Source organism: Streptomyces yongxingensis (assembly GCF_055597465.1).
In genome coordinates this window covers 1,938,668-1,955,403 of record NZ_CM145717.1, presented here as the reverse complement: position 1 = coordinate 1,955,403, position 16,736 = coordinate 1,938,668, and the positions used below count along the sequence as shown (strand labels likewise).

At 71.1% G+C, this 16,736-nt stretch carries 13 protein-coding genes; 7 read left to right on the top strand and 6 right to left on the bottom strand.

The features are described 5' to 3' along the window. Positions 1-101: 101 nt before the first annotated feature. Entirely contained in the window at positions 102-1,616 is a 1,515-nt protein-coding gene (locus ACZ6TD_RS07735; protein ID WP_471351832.1) for an NADH-ubiquinone oxidoreductase-F iron-sulfur binding region domain-containing protein, read from the bottom strand. Next, on the bottom strand, positions 1,613-2,338 hold the full coding sequence (locus ACZ6TD_RS07730; RefSeq protein ID WP_471351830.1) for a hypothetical protein: 726 nt from the start codon (positions 2,336-2,338) through the stop codon (positions 1,613-1,615). Before ACZ6TD_RS07730 ends, ACZ6TD_RS07735 begins: the two co-directional genes overlap by 4 nt. A gap of 517 nt (positions 2,339-2,855) precedes the next feature. On the opposite strand from ACZ6TD_RS07730, the gene ACZ6TD_RS07725 reads away from it, so the two are divergent. Then, a complete protein-coding gene (locus ACZ6TD_RS07725) occupies positions 2,856-4,028 on the top strand; it encodes a PucR family transcriptional regulator (protein WP_471351829.1) in 1,173 nt (390 codons plus the stop codon). Between the two features lie 110 nt (positions 4,029-4,138). On the opposite strand, the gene ACZ6TD_RS07720 is transcribed toward ACZ6TD_RS07725, so the two are convergent. From ACZ6TD_RS07720 to ACZ6TD_RS07705, 4 genes are all read right to left on the bottom strand, one after another. Beyond that, positions 4,139-4,873 (bottom strand): RNA polymerase sigma factor, encoded by a 735-nt coding sequence (locus ACZ6TD_RS07720; protein WP_471351827.1) that lies wholly within the window; start codon positions 4,871-4,873, stop codon positions 4,139-4,141. Between the two features lie 200 nt (positions 4,874-5,073). Continuing rightward, positions 5,074-6,597: a DUF1996 domain-containing protein gene (locus ACZ6TD_RS07715; protein ID WP_471351826.1), complete on the bottom strand. Its 1,524-nt coding sequence runs from the start codon at positions 6,595-6,597 to the stop codon at positions 5,074-5,076. Between the two features lie 20 nt (positions 6,598-6,617). Continuing rightward, positions 6,618-7,259, bottom strand: a complete 642-nt coding sequence (locus ACZ6TD_RS07710; RefSeq protein ID WP_413805698.1) for a DUF4142 domain-containing protein — start codon at positions 7,257-7,259, stop codon at positions 6,618-6,620. Between the two features lie 310 nt (positions 7,260-7,569). After that, positions 7,570-10,422: an AfsR/SARP family transcriptional regulator gene (locus tag ACZ6TD_RS07705; protein ID WP_471351825.1), complete on the bottom strand. Its 2,853-nt coding sequence runs from the start codon at positions 10,420-10,422 to the stop codon at positions 7,570-7,572. Between the two features lie 153 nt (positions 10,423-10,575). Between ACZ6TD_RS07705 and ACZ6TD_RS07700 the strand changes: the two genes are divergently transcribed. From ACZ6TD_RS07700 to ACZ6TD_RS07675, 6 genes are all read left to right on the top strand, one after another. Continuing rightward, the gene (locus tag ACZ6TD_RS07700; RefSeq protein WP_471351824.1) at positions 10,576-11,127 is read left to right on the top strand and encodes a sigma-70 family RNA polymerase sigma factor; all 552 of its coding nucleotides are present in this window, start codon (positions 10,576-10,578) and stop codon (positions 11,125-11,127) included. A 101-nt stretch (positions 11,128-11,228) separates the two neighbouring features. Further along, entirely contained in the window at positions 11,229-12,311 is a 1,083-nt protein-coding gene (locus ACZ6TD_RS07695; protein ID WP_471351823.1) for a LacI family DNA-binding transcriptional regulator, read from the top strand. Between the two features lie 131 nt (positions 12,312-12,442). After that, positions 12,443-13,762 (top strand): ABC transporter substrate-binding protein, encoded by a 1,320-nt coding sequence (locus tag ACZ6TD_RS07690; protein ID WP_471351822.1) that lies wholly within the window; start codon positions 12,443-12,445, stop codon positions 13,760-13,762. A gap of 66 nt (positions 13,763-13,828) precedes the next feature. Continuing rightward, the gene (locus ACZ6TD_RS07685; protein WP_471351820.1) at positions 13,829-14,788 is read left to right on the top strand and encodes a carbohydrate ABC transporter permease; all 960 of its coding nucleotides are present in this window, start codon (positions 13,829-13,831) and stop codon (positions 14,786-14,788) included. After that, positions 14,788-15,699 (top strand): carbohydrate ABC transporter permease, encoded by a 912-nt coding sequence (locus ACZ6TD_RS07680; RefSeq protein ID WP_471351819.1) that lies wholly within the window; start codon positions 14,788-14,790, stop codon positions 15,697-15,699. Before ACZ6TD_RS07685 ends, ACZ6TD_RS07680 begins: the two co-directional genes overlap by 1 nt. Positions 15,700-15,746: 47 nt before the next feature. Further along, positions 15,747-16,727 carry a hydroxyacid dehydrogenase gene (locus ACZ6TD_RS07675; protein WP_471357541.1) on the top strand — a complete coding sequence of 327 codons (981 nt, stop codon included), beginning with the start codon at positions 15,747-15,749 and terminating at the stop codon, positions 16,725-16,727. Positions 16,728-16,736 lie beyond the last annotated feature (9 nt).

Here is a 16,736-nt window from a genome sequence, read left to right as displayed (position 1 = left end):
TTGTCACCGGACGCACAATTCGCCGGATCGCTGAGCGCACAGCAGTCGACGGCCGTTTCTCACGGCCGTCGCGGTGGTGGTGCGGCTGGATCGTCCCCTCGCTACTCCTCGATGCGCAGCGCCAGGGCGGGGCAGCGGCGGACCGCGCGGACCGCCTGCGCCCGCAGCTGCCGGGGCACGTCCATCTTGGCCGAGGCCGGATAGCCGTCGATCCCGAGCGTCAGCACCTCGGGCGGCAGGATGTCCGCGCACAGCCCGTGGCCCTGGCACAGCGACCAGTCCACCAGGAGCTTCTCCATCGGCCCCCGTTGGCGGCGCTCGTCGCGCGCCGCGGGGTTCAGCGGGGCGGGCGGCAGGGCCGGCGGCAGCGCGTTCTCCGGCAGCGGCAGCACCCCCATCGTGGGCCGTCCGCAGCCGGCGCCGAGCGCATGCGCCTCGAACTCCTCGGGGAACGCGTCCAGCGCGGTGGTCACGAAACCGGCGGTGCCATCGGGATGGCTGCAGGCCCCGCGCCCCTTCACCGAGTTGACGTAGGCGCGCACATTGTCGATCGCGGACTGGCCACCGCCGCGCTCCACCTGGCCGATGGCGTCCGCGAGCGCGGGCAGCCCGATGAAGCAGGGCCCGCACTGACCGGCCGTCTCGGCGGCCAGCCAGCGCGCGATCCGCGCGGTCTCGCCGAGCGGGCAGGTGTTCTCGGGGATGGGCAGCACCGCCCCGGCGCCCAGCCGGGCGCCGTACTTCTTCATGGACTCCCGGGAGATGGTGGCGGCGTTGATGCTCTTGGGGTCCAGCCACTTGCCGTGGTAGCCGCCCACCAGCACCGCCTGGCCGGGGGTGAGGCCGCACAGCTCCAGGATGTAGGTCAGCGGCACCCCGGTGGGCGTCTCCATCACGTACTTGCCACCGACCGTCAGCAGCGTGGTGCCCGGCTCGGTGGGCAGCCCCACCGAGCGGTACGGCAGGGCGCCCATCCGCGCGGCGACCGCGAGCTGGGCGAAGGTCTCGGTGTTGGACAGCAGGGTGGGCAGCCCGCCGAGACCGCTGTCGCTGGTCCTGATCTTCCGGCCGTTGGGGATGGCCGGGGCGCCGCTGATGCCGTTGATGACCGCGCCGCCCTCACCGGCGACGAACCGGTCGTCGGTGACGTTCACCGAGACCGGGACGCCACTGGGGCCGCGCTCGGCGATCGCGGCGGCCACCGACTCCTCGACATCCTTGCGGTGCACCGCGATGGCCACCTCCTCGGCGCCGAGCGCCTCGGCGGCCAGCACGGCGCCGTCGATCACCAGATGCGGGGTGTGCAGCAGCAGTGCGGTGTCCTTGAGGCAACTGGGCTCGCCCTCGCTGCCGTTGACCACCACGGCGCAGCGGCCCTCGCGCCGGCCGGCCGACTCCACGACGGCCTGGACCTTCTTGGCGAAGGGGAAACCGGCGCCGCCGCGCCCGCGCAGATCGATGTTCTCCGCGAGCGCCACGAGCTCGTCCGCCCGGAGGGCGGGCATGGTGCCGTGGACGGTCAGATGGCCGACCCGGTCGAGCCGGTACACCTCGTCGAGCCCGGCCAGCAGCCGGGGCGGATCGACACAGGCGAGCCTGGGTTTGGTCGTGATCACCGGTCCCACCCGCGAGAGGCCCCGAGCGGCTGACTGTCACGCCGTCCGGGCTCGGCCGAACGGGGGCGCGGCACGGTGGGATCGCCCCGCCGGGTCCGGCCCTCCTGCATGCTGCGGGCGGGCGGGTTCCTGACCTCGATGCCGTCCGCCCGGTCGATGTCCTGGCGCCGCCGCTGGACCAGCCGCAGCCACAGCGCGATGGCCACACCGGCCAGCGCCGCGATGTAGCCGTAGGTCGCCCAGATCTTGGCGGCGCGTCCCGCCTTCAGACCGTGGATCAGCGCGGCGCACCACGCGGGGTAGGCGCCCACGTGCAGCGCCCGCCACCAGCGGTACCGCCACCGGGAGTTGCCCCTCGAGGCGAACGAGCTGCGGGCCGCACCGGTCACCGCGGCGATCACGAACAGATAGCCGGCGATGGTGCCGAGCCCGATCAGCACCGGCTGATTTGCGTCAGCGAACGGTATCGCGATGGACGCGGCGTTGGTGTGGCTCTCCGCGACCTTGACCCAGATGTGAACGGCCAGGAAGAGCAGTCCGGCCACCGCGGCCGCCCGGTGGATGGCCTGGGCCAGCAGCCGCTGTTTGGTGTGCAGGATCATCTGGTCGGTCGCGGCGAGCCCCCACAGCACCGCCGAGGTGAGACAGACCAGCGCGAGCACACCCGCGCCGAAGTCGAGGAACACGAACATCTTGGAGAACGCGCCGGCGCTCCATGTCACGTACAGAGACAGTGCGATGGTGCCGGCGATGGCATAGATCCGGATACTGCGTGGCCATCCCAGCCCGGATGGATCATGCTGCTGGGTCCGGCGAGCGGCTCGTCGTCCGCCACGAGCTCGGCGTCCCCCGTGACGCCCCTGCGAGGAGGGGATCGGCGTTTGGGACATGGACATTGGAGCCTCCCGATCGCGCGGATTCGCGCGGGTGACGAGATACGTCAAAGTCGTCTTGGGGGCAGCAGCTTCTCGGAAGTACACGTGATCTCCATAAGATTTGTCGTAACGTGACAACTTCTCGTGGACGAACCGTGCCCACACCGTCCCCGGCTGATCCACTGTCATCTCAATGGCAAAGAACCGGCAAAGTGTCGGGACCGGGAGGGGGCGGGGTCCTCTATGACGTAGCGGAGGACCCTCGACTCCCTGACCGGTACTGGACGAACCGGTGACGGAGGCAACCTCCACGGACCTGACCGACCCCCCAACGGCCAGGTCTCCCCCCGGCAAGAACGAGGTAATGATGGGCGAACTCGTGAACCGCATCTGGTCCCGCCCCCGTGGCGAGTGGACCCGCGTTCTGCGCAATGAACTCCCGTCCCTGGCCGACGAGGTGGTTGAGAACCTTCGGCACAGAATTCCGGGATTCGCCGAACTCCTGGAGGACTCTGAGCGAGACAAGGTCCGATGGGGAGTCGAGCAGGCTCTCCTGACCGCACTCGGCCACCGCAGGGCGGGTGAGGACGGCGCGGGCGAGCAGGCCGCCGCCTCCGGTGAGGAGGCACTGGCCGAGGTGCCGCCCGAGCGGGCCCGGCGCGATCTGTTCGAGGCCCTCATCGGCGAGGTGGCGGTCTCCGAGCGCACCCTGGTGGAGCTCTCCCGGGCCGCCCGCTGGCCGCTTCCCGAGACGGTGCAGGCCATCGCCCTGCCCACCCCGGGCGAGGCCCCGCAACTGGCCGCCGTGCTGGGCGACACCCTCATCGGCGCGGTCGGCGACGAACTGTGCCTGCTGATCCCCGACCCGGACGCGGACCCGGGACCCACCGCGGACACCGGCACCACCGCCGCTCAGGAGGGCGAGAAGGACCCGGAGCGGGAAACCACCCCGGCCGAGCCCGGCACCCGGGCGGCGCTGGAGACCGCGCTGCGCGGCCGTACCGCGGCCGTGGGCCATGTGGTTCCGCTCAACGACGCGGCCTCCTCGGTGCGTTGGGCGCGGCGCCTGCTGACCCTGACGCCCGCCCGCTCCGGCCCCGAGGCCCGGGTGCTCTTCGTCGACGACCATCTCTCGATGCTGCTGCTCCTGCAGGACGAGTCACTGGTGCGGGCGCTGGCCGCCCGGTGGCTCAAGCCGCTGGTCGGGCTGACCCCCCGGCAGAGCGAGCGCCTGCAGATGACGCTGCTGGCCTGGCTGGAGGGCGGTGGCGCGCCCGAGGCGGCCAAGGCCCTCAAGGTGCATCCGCAGACCGTGCGGTACCGGCTGCGCCAGATCGAGAAGCTCTTCGGGCCCGGCCTCCGGGACCCCCGAATACGCTTCGAGCTGGAGATGGCGCTGCGCGGCCGCAGGCTGATGGCGCAGATGGACCGGATACGGCGCCACGCGTCCCGGGTGAGCCGCCGGGCCCGTACCGGCGCGCCCCCCGGCGTCCGGCCGCTGGGCATCGCCAGGGAGGCGCGCGTCAACGGACTCTGACCGGGACTGTCGCCGGCAGAAGGCGAACCGCCGGCCGCGCTCACGCGGTCGGCGGTTTTCGCTGCCCCGGCGGCTCCGGGAGCCCGCCGGGATCGCCGGAGCGGGGTGGTTCAGCCCCTCGCCCCGGCGGGCGCCGCCGTACGCGGGGCCGTGCGCATCGCGGCGTTCAGGCCGAGGAGTTCGCGGTAGGCGTGGGAGCAGAAGGCGCATTCGGCGAGATGGCGCGCGAGCGCCCGGCCGCGTACCCCGCCGCGGCGCACCGAGGCGCCGATCTGGCCGCTGTAGTGCCGGCACCGGTCGTCGCGCGCCGACTCCAGATGGGCCCGCAGATACGACTCCCGCAGCCCTTCCCGGGCCCGGAAGGCCAGCGAGGTCACCCCGCTGGGGGAGATGCCCAGGACCATGGCCACCCGGTGCGGGGACTCCTCCTCCACGAGGGTCAGCCACAGCACGGTCTGCCAGCGCTCGGGGAGCCCCCGGAAGCTGCGGATGAGCAACCGGCGGTCCTCCCGGGCCACCAGGTGCTGCTGGGGGTCGGCCGTGGACGCGTGCTGCCGCCAGGACTCGAAGTCGGCGGTGAGCAGCACCCGGCGCTCCCCGGCGCTCCACTCCATCGCCGTATGCCGCACCACGGTGAGCAGATACGGCCGCCAGGGGCCCCGCGGACCGCCTCCGGCGCGAACGGCCTGGAAGGTGCGGAAGAACGCCTCGGAGGCCAGGTCCTCGGCGTCATGGGGGTCACGGCAGCAGGTCCGGGCGTAGTGAAGGGTCGCCGGGTGGTGGCGGCGGTAGAGCAGGTCGGCCGCAGCCGGACTGCTGCTGCCCGACCGGTAGCCCTCCGCCAACCGCCGGGTGAGCTCCTGGTCCGAGGGGGGACGGACCGGTCGGTCGGTATGTTCCGGTCCCGGGAACCCCTCGGTGTCCGGATGCTCCGCCGCCGGAGGGTCGGTGGCCGCGTCGTCGTCCGCGGTCTGGTGTAAGTGCTCGGTGACAGCGCGGCGCGCGCCGGCCTTCCGGCCGACGCGCGCCTGGTGAGTGTGTTCCATCAGCCGCACTGCTTGCCGCTGTTGATGCAGTCCACCGCCTCGTTCATCAGGTCCTCCGACATCACGTTGATGAAGTCGTCGTGGTCCGTGATGGGCTTGTGCAACTGCTCGGGGAAGCCGTCCACGGCGAACGGGGTGTTGGCCGGCACGTCGTAGGTGATGGTGTTCACGAGCTGGGGGATGGCCTTGAAGCCGTTGGGGCAGGAGCCGTCCTCGCCTGCGAAGGCCACGTGGTCACGGTGGTTGGCGCTGTCGATGTTCTGGCCGTCCCAGCAGCTCTGGAAGTCGAAGGTCCGGGTGACCGAGCTGCCCTCGGGGCAGAGCGGGTACTTGTCGGTCAGCTGACGGTCCTCGAAGCCGGTGCAGCTCCAGGAGGCGTTGGCGTTCTTGTCGCCGTTGGTGAACGCCTTGGCGTCACCGGTGATGATGCGCAGGAACTTCGGCATGGCCGTGACCTTGCTCTGCGCGTTGCCCTTGAACTCGATCTTGGAGCTCTTGGGGGTCAGGATCGTGCCGACGTTGCCCTCCTGGCCGCCGCCGAGCTGGTCGGCGTCCGCCTCGTCCTTGCCGTCCTGGGCGCGGACCACGGGCCAGTAGTAGGTCGACTTGTCGTCCTGGTTCGCGCAGGAGGTGCCACCCTGCTCGAAGGTCTGGTTGTTGGCGAAGGCGTCGTTCTTGTCGCTGCCCACGTAGTCGTGCATGTGGTGGGCGCCGTTGCCGACACCGGGCGCGACGATGACGTTGTCACTGTTGCGCAGCTCGGGGTCGCCGACGCCGCACTCCGAGGAGAAGGTGCCGGTGGAGCCGTTCCCCTGGGCCTGCGGCGGCTGCTTGACGTTCGGCTGCACCTTGGTGATGTCGACGAAGTCGTCCTGCGACGGGCCGTTGCCCGCCTGGCCGCCGGCGTTGCCGGGCACCTCGTTGGCGCCCTCGCCGCCCTGCTGGTCGCCGCCTTGCTGCTGACCACCTTGCTGGTCGCCGCCTTGCTGCTGACCACCTTGCTGGTCGCCGCCCTGCTGCTGACCGCCCTGCTGGTCGCCGCCCTGTTGCTGACCGCCCTGCTGCTGACCGTTCTGGTTGCCGGCCTGGGTGGCGACCTCCTGCCACTTGCAGTCGGCCATGCCCTGCAGCTGGGAGTTGTCGCCGCCCATGGCCGAGCCGATGTTGTTCAGCGTCTGGGAGCGGTCGTCGTTGAGCTTCGAGAGCACGGCGTCGTTCGAACCCTGCTGCTGGTTCATCTGCTGGTACGCCTTGGCCACCTGGTTGTCCAGCTCGGCCAGGTTCTTGTCGACCTCGGGCTGGGCCTTCGACGGCACGTCACTCAGCTGCTGCCCCACATCGGGGCACTGGATCGTCCCCGCCTTCGCGGCCACGGTGTTGTTCTGGCCGGAGCCGCTCTTGTCGCCGTGGGCGGACGCGTTGGCGGCGATGATCGCGGCCCCGCCGCCGCCGAGCGCCAGCGCGGCGACGATGGCGACGGTCTTGTTCGTGAACCGCCCGCGTTTGTGGGTCTGTTGCCTCATAAGATCACTTCACTTAGTCGTTAGAGGGCGTCGAAGTCGACAAGCCCGGTGTCCTCGAGGACCGTGATGTGGTCGAGAACGATGGCATTGGCCCTGGTGGCCAGAGATCTGACCATGGAGTTGCGGCTCTCGGCTCGCACTTGCGCCACAAGGTTGAACACCTTGCCGTGAGCGGCGCGCAACCGGTTTGCGAACACCCGCTCGAACTCGGCGCTGCTGCCGGCGTTGGTCATCTCGTTCAGCCAGCCCTGCTGCTGTGCGTTGGGCTGGCTGGGCAGCTGGATTCCGAGAGCCCGGCCGACCTCTTCGGAGCGGCGGTCGAGTTCGGTGTGTCCCTCGATGAGATGCTCACCGGCGGTCTTCACGGCGTCCCGACCGCCGCGCTCCTGGGCAAGGCGCCCGGCGGGGAGCTCCCACGTTCCGGCGAGCCTGACTTTGCGGACAAAGTCCCGGTCAGTGGCCGTGAGCGGCCCGTACTGGGTGCTGACCGTCCCACCGCCGTCGTCCGTGACGCCATTGCGCGGCTGGGCCACGCTGCTCTCACCGAACAACGACACCGGAATGAGGATCGCCGCCAGGGTGACGGCGAGCGCCCCGATGATGAGACCGGTGCCGATGGTACGGCTGGAGGCGATGGATCTGGTGAGGTTTGCTGATGGCACAGCGCCCTCCTTGGTTCGGAGTGACACCGGACGCTAGTACCTCGTGTGGCTCGGTCGTGGAGACCTCATCACTAGTGAATAAAGCCGGGACAGAGATCATTACCTGCTGGTACCCTGCGCGGCCGCCCTCCGGAGGGCGCTCACAAAGATTTTTCCCACCCGGTTGAGCAACTCGCCGGGCCCGTACGTACGGCAGGGAGAACCCGGTGCACGGCCGCGCCCGAGCGGCCCGGCCGCACACCGTCCCGACGACCCGGAGGCGCCCCGCCGTGGATGCGACAGCGCGGAAGACCACGCCCACCAGGCCCCGTCATCTGCTCAGAGCCGAGGCCGGATGCGGCGACTGCCGGTACTGCCCCAGTTTGCCGTCGAGGACCCGGGCATCGGGGTGGTTCAGCTCCTGGAGAATCTCCAGGGCCCGCCGCCAGTCGGTGAGGGCGGCGGCCACATCGCCCTGGGCCAACCGGGTGTCCCCCTGGTGGTGCAGGGTGTCGGCCTCCAGGTACCGGTCGCTGATCTCGCGGTAGATGGCGAGCGCCCGGCCGTAGGAGGTGAGGGCGTGCTCGTACCGTCCGAGGTGGTGGTACGCGTACCCCAGGCTGTCCAGCGCGGCGGCCTCGCCGGACGCGTCGCCGATCCGCCGGTGCAGTTCGACGGCCTCCCGGCAGCGGGCCAGGGCGTGCTCGTACTCACCGAGCAGGATGTGGGTCCAGCCGATCTCGTTGAGCACGCTGGCCCGTCCGCTGATGTGGTCCAGGGCGACATAGTGGCCGAGCGCGGGCCGGTAGTGGTCCAGCGCCTCCTGGTAGCGGCCCTGACAGTTGGCCAGGAAGGCCAGGGCCCGCAGGGTGCGGGACTGCCCGCCCCGCTCGCCGAGCTCCGTGAACAGCTCCAGCGCCCGCTCCAGATGGCCGTACGCCTCCTCGTACCGGCCCAGCCGCCCCTCGGCGAAGCCCAGGGTGCGGTGGCTGTGCGCCTGACCGAGCCGATCGGACAGGGCCCGGGCCGCCCCCAGCGCGGTGCGCTGGACGGCGGTCTGCTCCTGCCAGTGGCCGCGCCGGTCCAGGAAGAGCTCCAGCGTCACGGCCAACTGCCAGGCGTGGGCCGGGAAGCCGTGGTCCCGTGCGTGCTCGACGACCGACAGCAGTACGCGGCGCTCGGCCGAGAGCCATGCCTCGGCGCGGTCCTGGCCGCCGAGGTGCTCGGGCGCCGCGTCGGGCCTGGCCGGGGACACGGGCAGCGGTTCGGTCCGGTGCGGGGCGAGCCGCGTGGCGGCGGTGCGCGCGGTGTGAAGATAGTGGTCGAACATCCGGTGCCGGGCGTCCTGGCGGATCTCCTCCGCCTCATGGTCCTGGACCAGCTCCATGGCGTAGGCCCGCAGCAGATCGTGGAAGGTGTAGCGGCCCGGGTCGTGCTCCACCAGCAGATGGGCGCGGGTGAGCGCGGCCAGCAGGGCCCGGGTGACCCGGAGCGGCAGCCCGGCCAGGCTCGCCGCCGCCGCGGTGGAGATCTCGGGCCCCGGATGCAGGGCGAGCAGCCGGAACAGCCGGGCGGCCTCCGGCTCCAGCGCCCGGCAGGACCAGGAGAAGACGCTCCGCGCGTCGGTGCTCGGATCGGCGCCCGCGAACGCGTCGAGGTTGCCGTGGCTCTCGCGCAACTCCGCGGCGACAGAAGAAAGGGGAAAGGAGGGACGGGTCGCGGCGCGGGCGGCCACCACCGCCAGCGCGAGCGGCAGCCGCCCGCAGAGCCGGATGATGGTCGCCACCGCCTGCGGCTCCGCGGCGACCCGGTCCGTGCCCAGCCGCCGGACCAGTGCCTCATGGGACTCGGCCGGGGACAGCGGCCCCAGAGTAAGAGGACGGGCCCCCTCGCTCGCTATCAGACCGTGCAGTTGATTGCGGCTGGTGACGATGGTCAGACAGCCGGGGGAGCCGGGCAGCAGCGGCCGTACGTGCTGGGAGTCCACCACATTGTCCAGCAGGACCAGCATCCGCCGCCCCGCCAGCAGACTGCGGTACAGCGCGGTCTTGGCGTCCAGGCCGGTGGGCACCCGGTTCGGCGGAATCCCCAGCGCGTGGAGGAATCCGCGCAGCGCCTCGTTCGGCGACATCATCGAACCGGTCGGATCGAAGCCGCGCAGATTGGCGTAGAGCTGCCCGTCCGGGAAGCGGTGGGCGATCCGGTGCGCCCAGTGCACGGCCAGCGCGGTCTTGCCGATCCCGGCCATCCCGTCGATCGCGCTGATCACCAGCGGGGCCGGTGAGGCGATCCCGGCGCCCTCGGGCAGCAGGGCGTGGATACCGGCGAGTTCGCTGTGGCGTCCGCTGAACGCGGGCAGATCGGGCGGGAGTTGAGCCGGGCGGACCGCCGGGGCGGGCGGCGTCGCCGGAGGGGTGGGCTGGACCGGCTCGGCGGGGGCCGGGGTGGACCGGGGCACCACCTCGCGGTGGGCGGCGCGCAACTCCGGGCCGGGTGTCACGCCGAGCTGGTCCGCCAGCCGGTTCCGCGCCGTGGAGAAGACCTCCAGCGCCTCGGCCCGCCGCCCGGTGGTGGCGAGCACCCGGATCAGCTGGGCCTGAAGGGTCTCGTCCAGCGCGTGGTGGGCGGCGAACTGCTGGAGCACGGTGGGCAGCTGCTCCGGGACCTCGGAGGCCAGCGCCGTGGTGGCGGCCTCCTTGGCGATGGCCAGAAGTTCACGGTCGACACCGGAGAAGACGGGATGGGCCTGGATGTCGGAGGGGACTCCGGTGGCGGTCGGCCCCTGCCACAGGGCGAGCGCCTGGGTGAAGAGCTCGGCCGCCCGCTCCGGCTCCCCCTCGGCGGCGGTGTGCCGGGCCGATTCGCTCAGGCGCCGGAAGCGCAGCAGATCCAGCGTGTCCGCGTCGGCGTTCAGCCGGTAGCCGCCGGAGCTGCGCACCAGCCGGCTGCCCTCCGCCCGCGCCGCCAGGCCCGGTTCCAGCAGCCGGCGCACCGAACCCACATGGCGGTGCACCACATTCACCGCGGTGCTCGGCGGATCCTGTGCCCAGAGGACGTCGACGATCTCGCTGAGCGCCACCGGCTGCCCCGCCCGCACCAGCAACAGCGCCAGCAGCGCTCGCTGTTTGGGCGGGCCCAGCTCCAGTTCGGCGTCCTGCCGCCACGCCCTGACCGGGCCTAACACCGTAAATCGCACAACTAGGGATCTTAGTCGAGCCCGTTTCGGGCACCGTGCTCTTCCGGCCGCGCTGTAGCGTCAGACATTCGTCACTCAATCGGCGTACCCCTTCTCTTACGCTCCCGCCATCAACACATTCGCCTCGGGGGGAACGGGACGATGGACATCAACGCGGCGGCCGTCATGACCGACGCCGACACTTTCTTGACGACGCTCTACCGGCGCCACGGCTCGGCGCTGCTCCGATTAGCGGCCCGGTTACTGGGCGGGGACTGGCACCGGGCCCAGGACATCCTGCAGGAGGTGGCGATCCGGGCCTGGCAGCGGCCCATGGACGTCGGCCCCATGGACGCCACCGCCCGCCACCGGCTGTTCACGGTGGTCGGCGATCTGGTCGGCGATCTGGTCGGCGACACCCACCAGGACCAGGTGGAGGCGCGGATGGAGACGGCCGGCGAGGCGGACATGGCGCTGCCGGCCGCGCCGGACCCGGTCGATCAGACGCTCACCGCCCGGGTGGTGTGGGACGCCCTGGCGGACCTGGCGCCCCCGCAGCGGGAGGTGCTGCTGCATCTGCACTATCTGGACCGCAGCGTGAGCCAGGCGGCCCGGGCGCTCGGGGTGCCTCCCGGAACCGTCAAGTCGCGGACGTACCACGCGACTCGGGCGCTGCGGACGGCCCTGCGGGCGCGGGGGATCACCGACTGCTGACTGCCTCCGGCCACCCGCCGACTGTTTTCTGATCGAATGATCGCTACTATGGCGGTGTTTCGATAAGAAGACGAAAGCCGATCGCGTCGGAGGTGGGGAACATGCGGGAGCCGGCGCGGAAGCGGCAGGCACGGATCGCGGCCCTCGTGGAGGCCAGGGGCAGCGCCCGGATCACCGATCTCGCGGATGAGCTGGGGGTGTCCGTCGTCACCGTGCGGCGGGACGTGGAGGAGCTGGCCCAGCGCGGGGAGCTGCGCCGCGGCCACGGGGTGGCGCGCTCGCTGCGGCCTATGCCTACGGAGTCCACCGCCACCGGCGACACCATCGGCATGGTGGTCCCGGAGCGCAACACCTACCTCACCGAGGCCGTCCAGGCGGCGCGCGAGGCCGCCGAGAAGGCCGGTCTGCGGCTCGCGCTGCACATCGCCGCGGACGAGCGCGGGACCGAGCGCGCGGTCCGCCAGGCGCTGGACGCGGGCGCGCGGGGACTGCTGCTCGCCCCGCGCTGGCGCACCGAGGTCGAGGCGCGGGCGGACCACGCCTGGCTCGCCGCCCTGGAGGTCCCCGTGGTGCTGGTGGAGCGCCGGCCCCACCGGGGCAGCGCGATCTACGGGCTGGACTGTGTGCGCTCGGACCACGCCTACGGGGTGCATCTGGCGCTGGAGCACCTGATCTCGCTGGGGCACCGGCGGATCGTGCTGGCGGCGCGCGACGACAGCCCCACCGCACGGGTGATCCGGTCGGAGTTCGCCGCGCAGACCGCGGCCCGCGGCATCAGCGAGGGCTGCCCGGTGATGCTCAGCTCGCGCACCGCGGGGCCCGATCCCCGCCCGCGCGAGGAGCGGGAGGCCGACCTGGCCGCCGCGGTGCGCCGCGCCGGGGCCACCGCCGCGCTGATCCACGGCGACATGGACGCGCTGGTGCTGGTCCAGCGGCTGCGCGAGGCGGGCATCGAGGTGCCGCGCGACTGCTCGGTGGTGGCCTACAACGATGTGGTCGCCGACATGGGGCAGATCGCGCTGACGGCCGTGGCCCCGCCCAAGGGGGAGGTCGGCCAGGCGGCGCTGGAGCTGCTGACCCGTCAGCTGGAGCGGACCCGGGCCGGGCGGTGGGCCGGCGCCGCCCGCCATCTGGAGCTGCTGCCGGACCTGGTGGTCCGGGATTCCACCGCCCCGCTCCGCTGAGCGTTTGACCGCTTTAGTTTCTACTGTTCGATGTATTGACGGAATTTCAGTCAAGCGCTCAGGATTCCCTCTGACTCCACCGTTGAATCAGGGGAGGGTCCATGCCTGGTCATAGACGCCCAGGACGCCCGATGCCCGGACACCGGGCTACGGCGGGCACCACCGCACTGCTCACGCTGCTCGTCCTCGTCCTGGCGGGCTGCTCCACAAGCCGCGGGTCCGACACCGTCGGTGACGGCCCCGTGCGCCTCACCTTCTGGTCGGCGCTGCGCGGCAGTCAGGAGGTCGTCGACGAGTTCAACCGCACCCACACCGACATCAAGGTGGACTTCCAGCAGGTCCCCTCCGGCGAGCAGGGCGGCTGGGCCAAGCTCAGCAACGCCGCCCGCGCGGGCAACGCCCCCGATGTCGCCACCGTCGAATACCCCCAGCTGCCCAGTTTCACCATCGACGGCGTGCCCCGGGACATCACCAAGCTGCTGCCCGACTCGGTGCGCCGCGAGATCCTGCCGCAGGCGCTGGACCTCACCACCTTCGACGGACGCACCTACGCCGTACCGGTGGACATCGAGCCGATGGTCTTCCTGTACCGCAAGGACATCTTCACCAAGAACCACATCCCGGTCCCCAAGACCTGGGCGGAGTTCGAGAGTTCGGCCCGCAAGCTCAAGAAGGCCCAGCCCCGCTCCCGTATCGCCAGCCTCTTCACCACCGGCGGCACCCTCTACATGGCCGGATACGCCTGGCAGGCCGGGGCCCAGTGGTACCGGACCTCCAACGACACCTGGCGCGTCTCCATGGACGACGCCCCCACCCGCAAGGTCGCCGGCTACTGGCAGCGGCTGAAGGACGACGACCTGGTGCGCGTCGAACCCGGCTCCAGCCAGCAGTGGCGGGCCCATCTGCGCAGCGGTGAGACGGCCGGCTATCTGGCGGGCGCCTGGGCCGCGGGCTCCATGATGGCGTCCACCCCCGATGGCAAGGGCAAATGGGCCATCGCGCCGATGCCGCAGTGGGACCCGGCGAAACCCAAGGTGAGCACGCAGGGCGGCTCGACCTTCATGGTCACCAAGGACAGCCGGCACCCCAAGGAGGCCATGGAGTTCATCTCCTGGATGGTGACCAGCCCCGACGCCCTGCGCGCCAAGCTCGCCAGCGGTGTCAGCAGCGCCTTCCCGTCCGTGCCCGGCCTGGTCCCGGTCGCCCGCAAGGAGATGGACACCAGCTACTACTCCGGACAGGACATCTTCGGCCTCTTCCGGAAGCAGGCCGAGATGATCACCTCCACCTGGAAGTGGGGGCCGCGGATGGTCTCGACCACCACCTCCGGCGACGACGGGCTCGCCCGGGCCGGAGCGGGCAGCGGCACCGTCCTGGAGGCGCTGCGCGAAGCCCAGAGCAGAACCATGCCCGACCTGAAGAGCCTCGGCCTGTCGGTCACCACCGACTGAGCCCGCCCCGCCACCTCACACCGCACCGTCAAAGCCGCACTCACCACGCCTGAGCCGAGGTACCCCGTGAGCACAGTCACGTCCTCAAGACGGACGGCGCCGCCACAGGCGGCCGCCGCCGACCCGCCCCGCAGAACCGGACGGCGCCAGCAGCGGATCGCCGCCACCGTCCTGCTGACCCCCTTCACGGCGCTGCTCATCGCCGTGTTCCTCGTCCCCGTCGGCTACGCCATCTACCTGAGCCTCTTCGGCGAGGACCACAGCGGGCTCGGCTTCGGCGGCGGGGAGACCGTCTTCACCGGACTGCGCAGCTATCTCGCGGTGCTGCAGGACCCCAGCTTCCTCTCCGGGTTCGGCACCATCGCCCTCTACTGCGTGATCTTCGTTCCCACCGTGGTCGTCAGCGCCCTCGCGCTCGCCCTGCTGCTCGACTCGGGGCTGATCCGGCTGCGGCGGACCTCGCAGATGCTGCTCTACCTGCCGCACGCCGTCCCCGGCATCATCGCGGCCGTCATCTGGCTGTACCTGTACACCCCGGGGCTCAGCCCGGTCATCAAGCTCTTCGCCCAGGCCGACATCACCATCGACTTCCTCGGCCTGCACACCGTGCTGCCGTCGATCGTCAACATCGCCCTGTGGAGCGGCCTCGGCTACAACATGATCATCTTCTACGCCGCGCTCCAGGCGCTGCCGCGCGAGGTGATCGAGGCGGCGACCATCGACGGCGCCGGCGGCATCCGCACCGCGCTCCAGGTCAAGGTGCCCATCATCCGGGGCTCCGTGGTGATGGTGTGCATGTTCTCCCTGATCGGCGCGCTCCAGCTGTTCACCGAGCCCATGCTGATGAACCAGGCCACCCCGATGGTCAACTCCCGCTTCACCATCAACATGTACATCTACGACGCGGCCTTCCGCCGCAACAACTACGGACTCGCCTCCGCGGCCTCCGTCATCCTCCTGATCGTCACCTGCGTCCTGTCGTACGCCGTGACGCGCTGGTCGGGCCGCCGGGAACGGAGAGCGTGATGACCACGACCACACCCACCACCCCCGTGAGCCCCACCCGGGGACCGTCCAGGCCGCTCGGCAAGCCCTTCGGCGGCTCCAAACTGACCAGCCGCGGCATCGCCAACGCCGTGGTCCTGATCGCCGCCCTCTACACCATGCTGCCCGCGCTGTGGCTGGTGCTGGCGTCCACCAAGAACGCCAACGCCCTCTTCGGCAGCGACATCCTCTCCCTCGGCGACTTCTCCTTCGCGAGCAACCTCTCCGACCTGTTCTCCATGGACGGCGGGCTCTACGGCGAGTGGTACGTCAACAGCCTGCTGTACGCGGTCGTCGGCGCCCTGGTCGGCTCGCTCATCAGCGTCGCCGCGGGCTACGCCTTCGACAAGTACGAGTTCCGGCACAAGGAGAAGTTCTTCGGGCTCGTCCTCACCGGCGTCATGGTGCCGCCGACCGTGCTGGCCCTTCCGCTCTATCTGGTGGCCTCCGAGATCGGGATGGTCAACACCTTCTGGGCGGTCTTCATCCCGGTGCTCTTCAACCCCTTCGGCGTCTACCTCGCCCGCCTGCTCAGCAGCGGCTATGTGCCCAACGAGGTGCTGGAGGCGTCCCGGGTCGACGGCGCGGGCGAGCTCCAGACCTATGTGCGGGTCAGCCTGCGGATGCTCGGGCCCGGGTTCGTGACCGTCTTCCTCTTTCAGCTCACGGCCATCTGGAACAACTTCTTCCTTCCCATGGTGATGCTCTCCGACCAGCACCTGTATCCGCTCAGCCTCGGCCTCTACACCTGGAACAGCGCCGCCACCGTCTCGCCCGAGTACTACCCCCTCGTGGTCATCGGCTCACTGCTCGCCGTCGTGCCGCTGATCGTGGCGTTCGTCCTGTTGCAGCGCTACTGGAAGTCCGGACTGACCGCAGGGAGCGTCAAGTGACCGCAACCCACCTCTCCGCCCGCCGCCGCCCCCGTGCGGCCCTGGCCATGGCCGAGCGGTCCGCCCGGCAGGTGCTCGGGCCCGTGGGCCTGGACCGGCTCACCGACCTCCTCGACCTCGACCCCGGACTCGTCCTCGACGACTTCACCACCCCGGCCGCCCGCCGCGCCCTCGCCGACACCGAACTGCTGGTCACCGGCTGGGGCTGCCCGCCCCTGGACCGCCGCACGCTCGACGCCGCGCCCCGGCTGCGCGCCGTGGTGCACACCGCGGGCACCGTGCGCCACCACATCACCGACGCCTGCTGGGAGCGCGGCATCGCGGTCTCCTCGGCGGCCGCGGCCAACGCGCTGCCCGTCGCCGAGTACACCGTCGCCATGATCCTGCTGTCCAACAAGCGCGTCCTGGACATCGCCCGGGACTACCGCGCCGAGCGGCGCACCATCGACTGGAACGAGCGCTATCCGGACGCGGGCAACTACCGCCGGACGGTGGGCATCCTCAGCGCCTCCGCCATCGGCCGCCGGGTGATCGAGCTGCTGCGCCCGTACGACCTGGACCTCCTGCTGTACGACCCGTATGTCACCGCTCAGGAGGCCGAGGAGCTCGGGGCGCGCCAGGTGCCGCTGCGGGAACTCTTCGCCGGCAGCGATGTCATCAGCGTCCACACCCCCCTGCTGCCCGCCACCGAGGGGCTGGTCAGCCGGGAGCTGCTGGCCGCCATGCCGGACGGCGCCACGCTCATCAACACCGCGCGCGGGGCGGTGGTGGACCAGGAGGCGCTGACCGAGGAGGTGGTGGCCGGGCGGATCCGCGCCGTCCTCGACGTCACCGTGCCGGAGCTGCTGCCCGCCGGCTCCCCGCTGTACGACTGCGACAACGCGCTCATCACCCCGCACATCGCCGGATCCAAGAGCGGTGAGCTGCGACGCCTGGCCGACCTCGCCATCGGCGAGATCGAGAACTACGTCACCGGCCGCCCCTTCGCCCACCCCGTACGACCGGAGATCCTCGACCGCTCGGCATAAGAGGGCGCG

Bases quoted from the DNA above. Each gene is read 5' to 3' on its own strand.
- ACZ6TD_RS07725 (WP_471351829.1), top strand. From the start codon at position 2,856: ATGATGGGCGAACTCGTGAACCGCATCTGGTCCCGCCCCCGTGGCGAG.
- ACZ6TD_RS07680 (WP_471351819.1), top strand. From the start codon at position 14,788: ATGACCACGACCACACCCACCACCCCCGTGAGCCCCACCCGGGGACCG.
- ACZ6TD_RS07700 (WP_471351824.1), top strand. From the start codon at position 10,576: ATGGACATCAACGCGGCGGCCGTCATGACCGACGCCGACACTTTCTTG.
- ACZ6TD_RS07675 (WP_471357541.1), top strand. From the start codon at position 15,747: ATGGCCGAGCGGTCCGCCCGGCAGGTGCTCGGGCCCGTGGGCCTGGAC.
- ACZ6TD_RS07690 (WP_471351822.1), top strand. From the start codon at position 12,443: ATGCCCGGACACCGGGCTACGGCGGGCACCACCGCACTGCTCACGCTG.
- ACZ6TD_RS07695 (WP_471351823.1), top strand. From the start codon at position 11,229: ATGCGGGAGCCGGCGCGGAAGCGGCAGGCACGGATCGCGGCCCTCGTG.
- ACZ6TD_RS07715 (WP_471351826.1), bottom strand. From the start codon at position 6,597: ATGAGGCAACAGACCCACAAACGCGGGCGGTTCACGAACAAGACCGTC.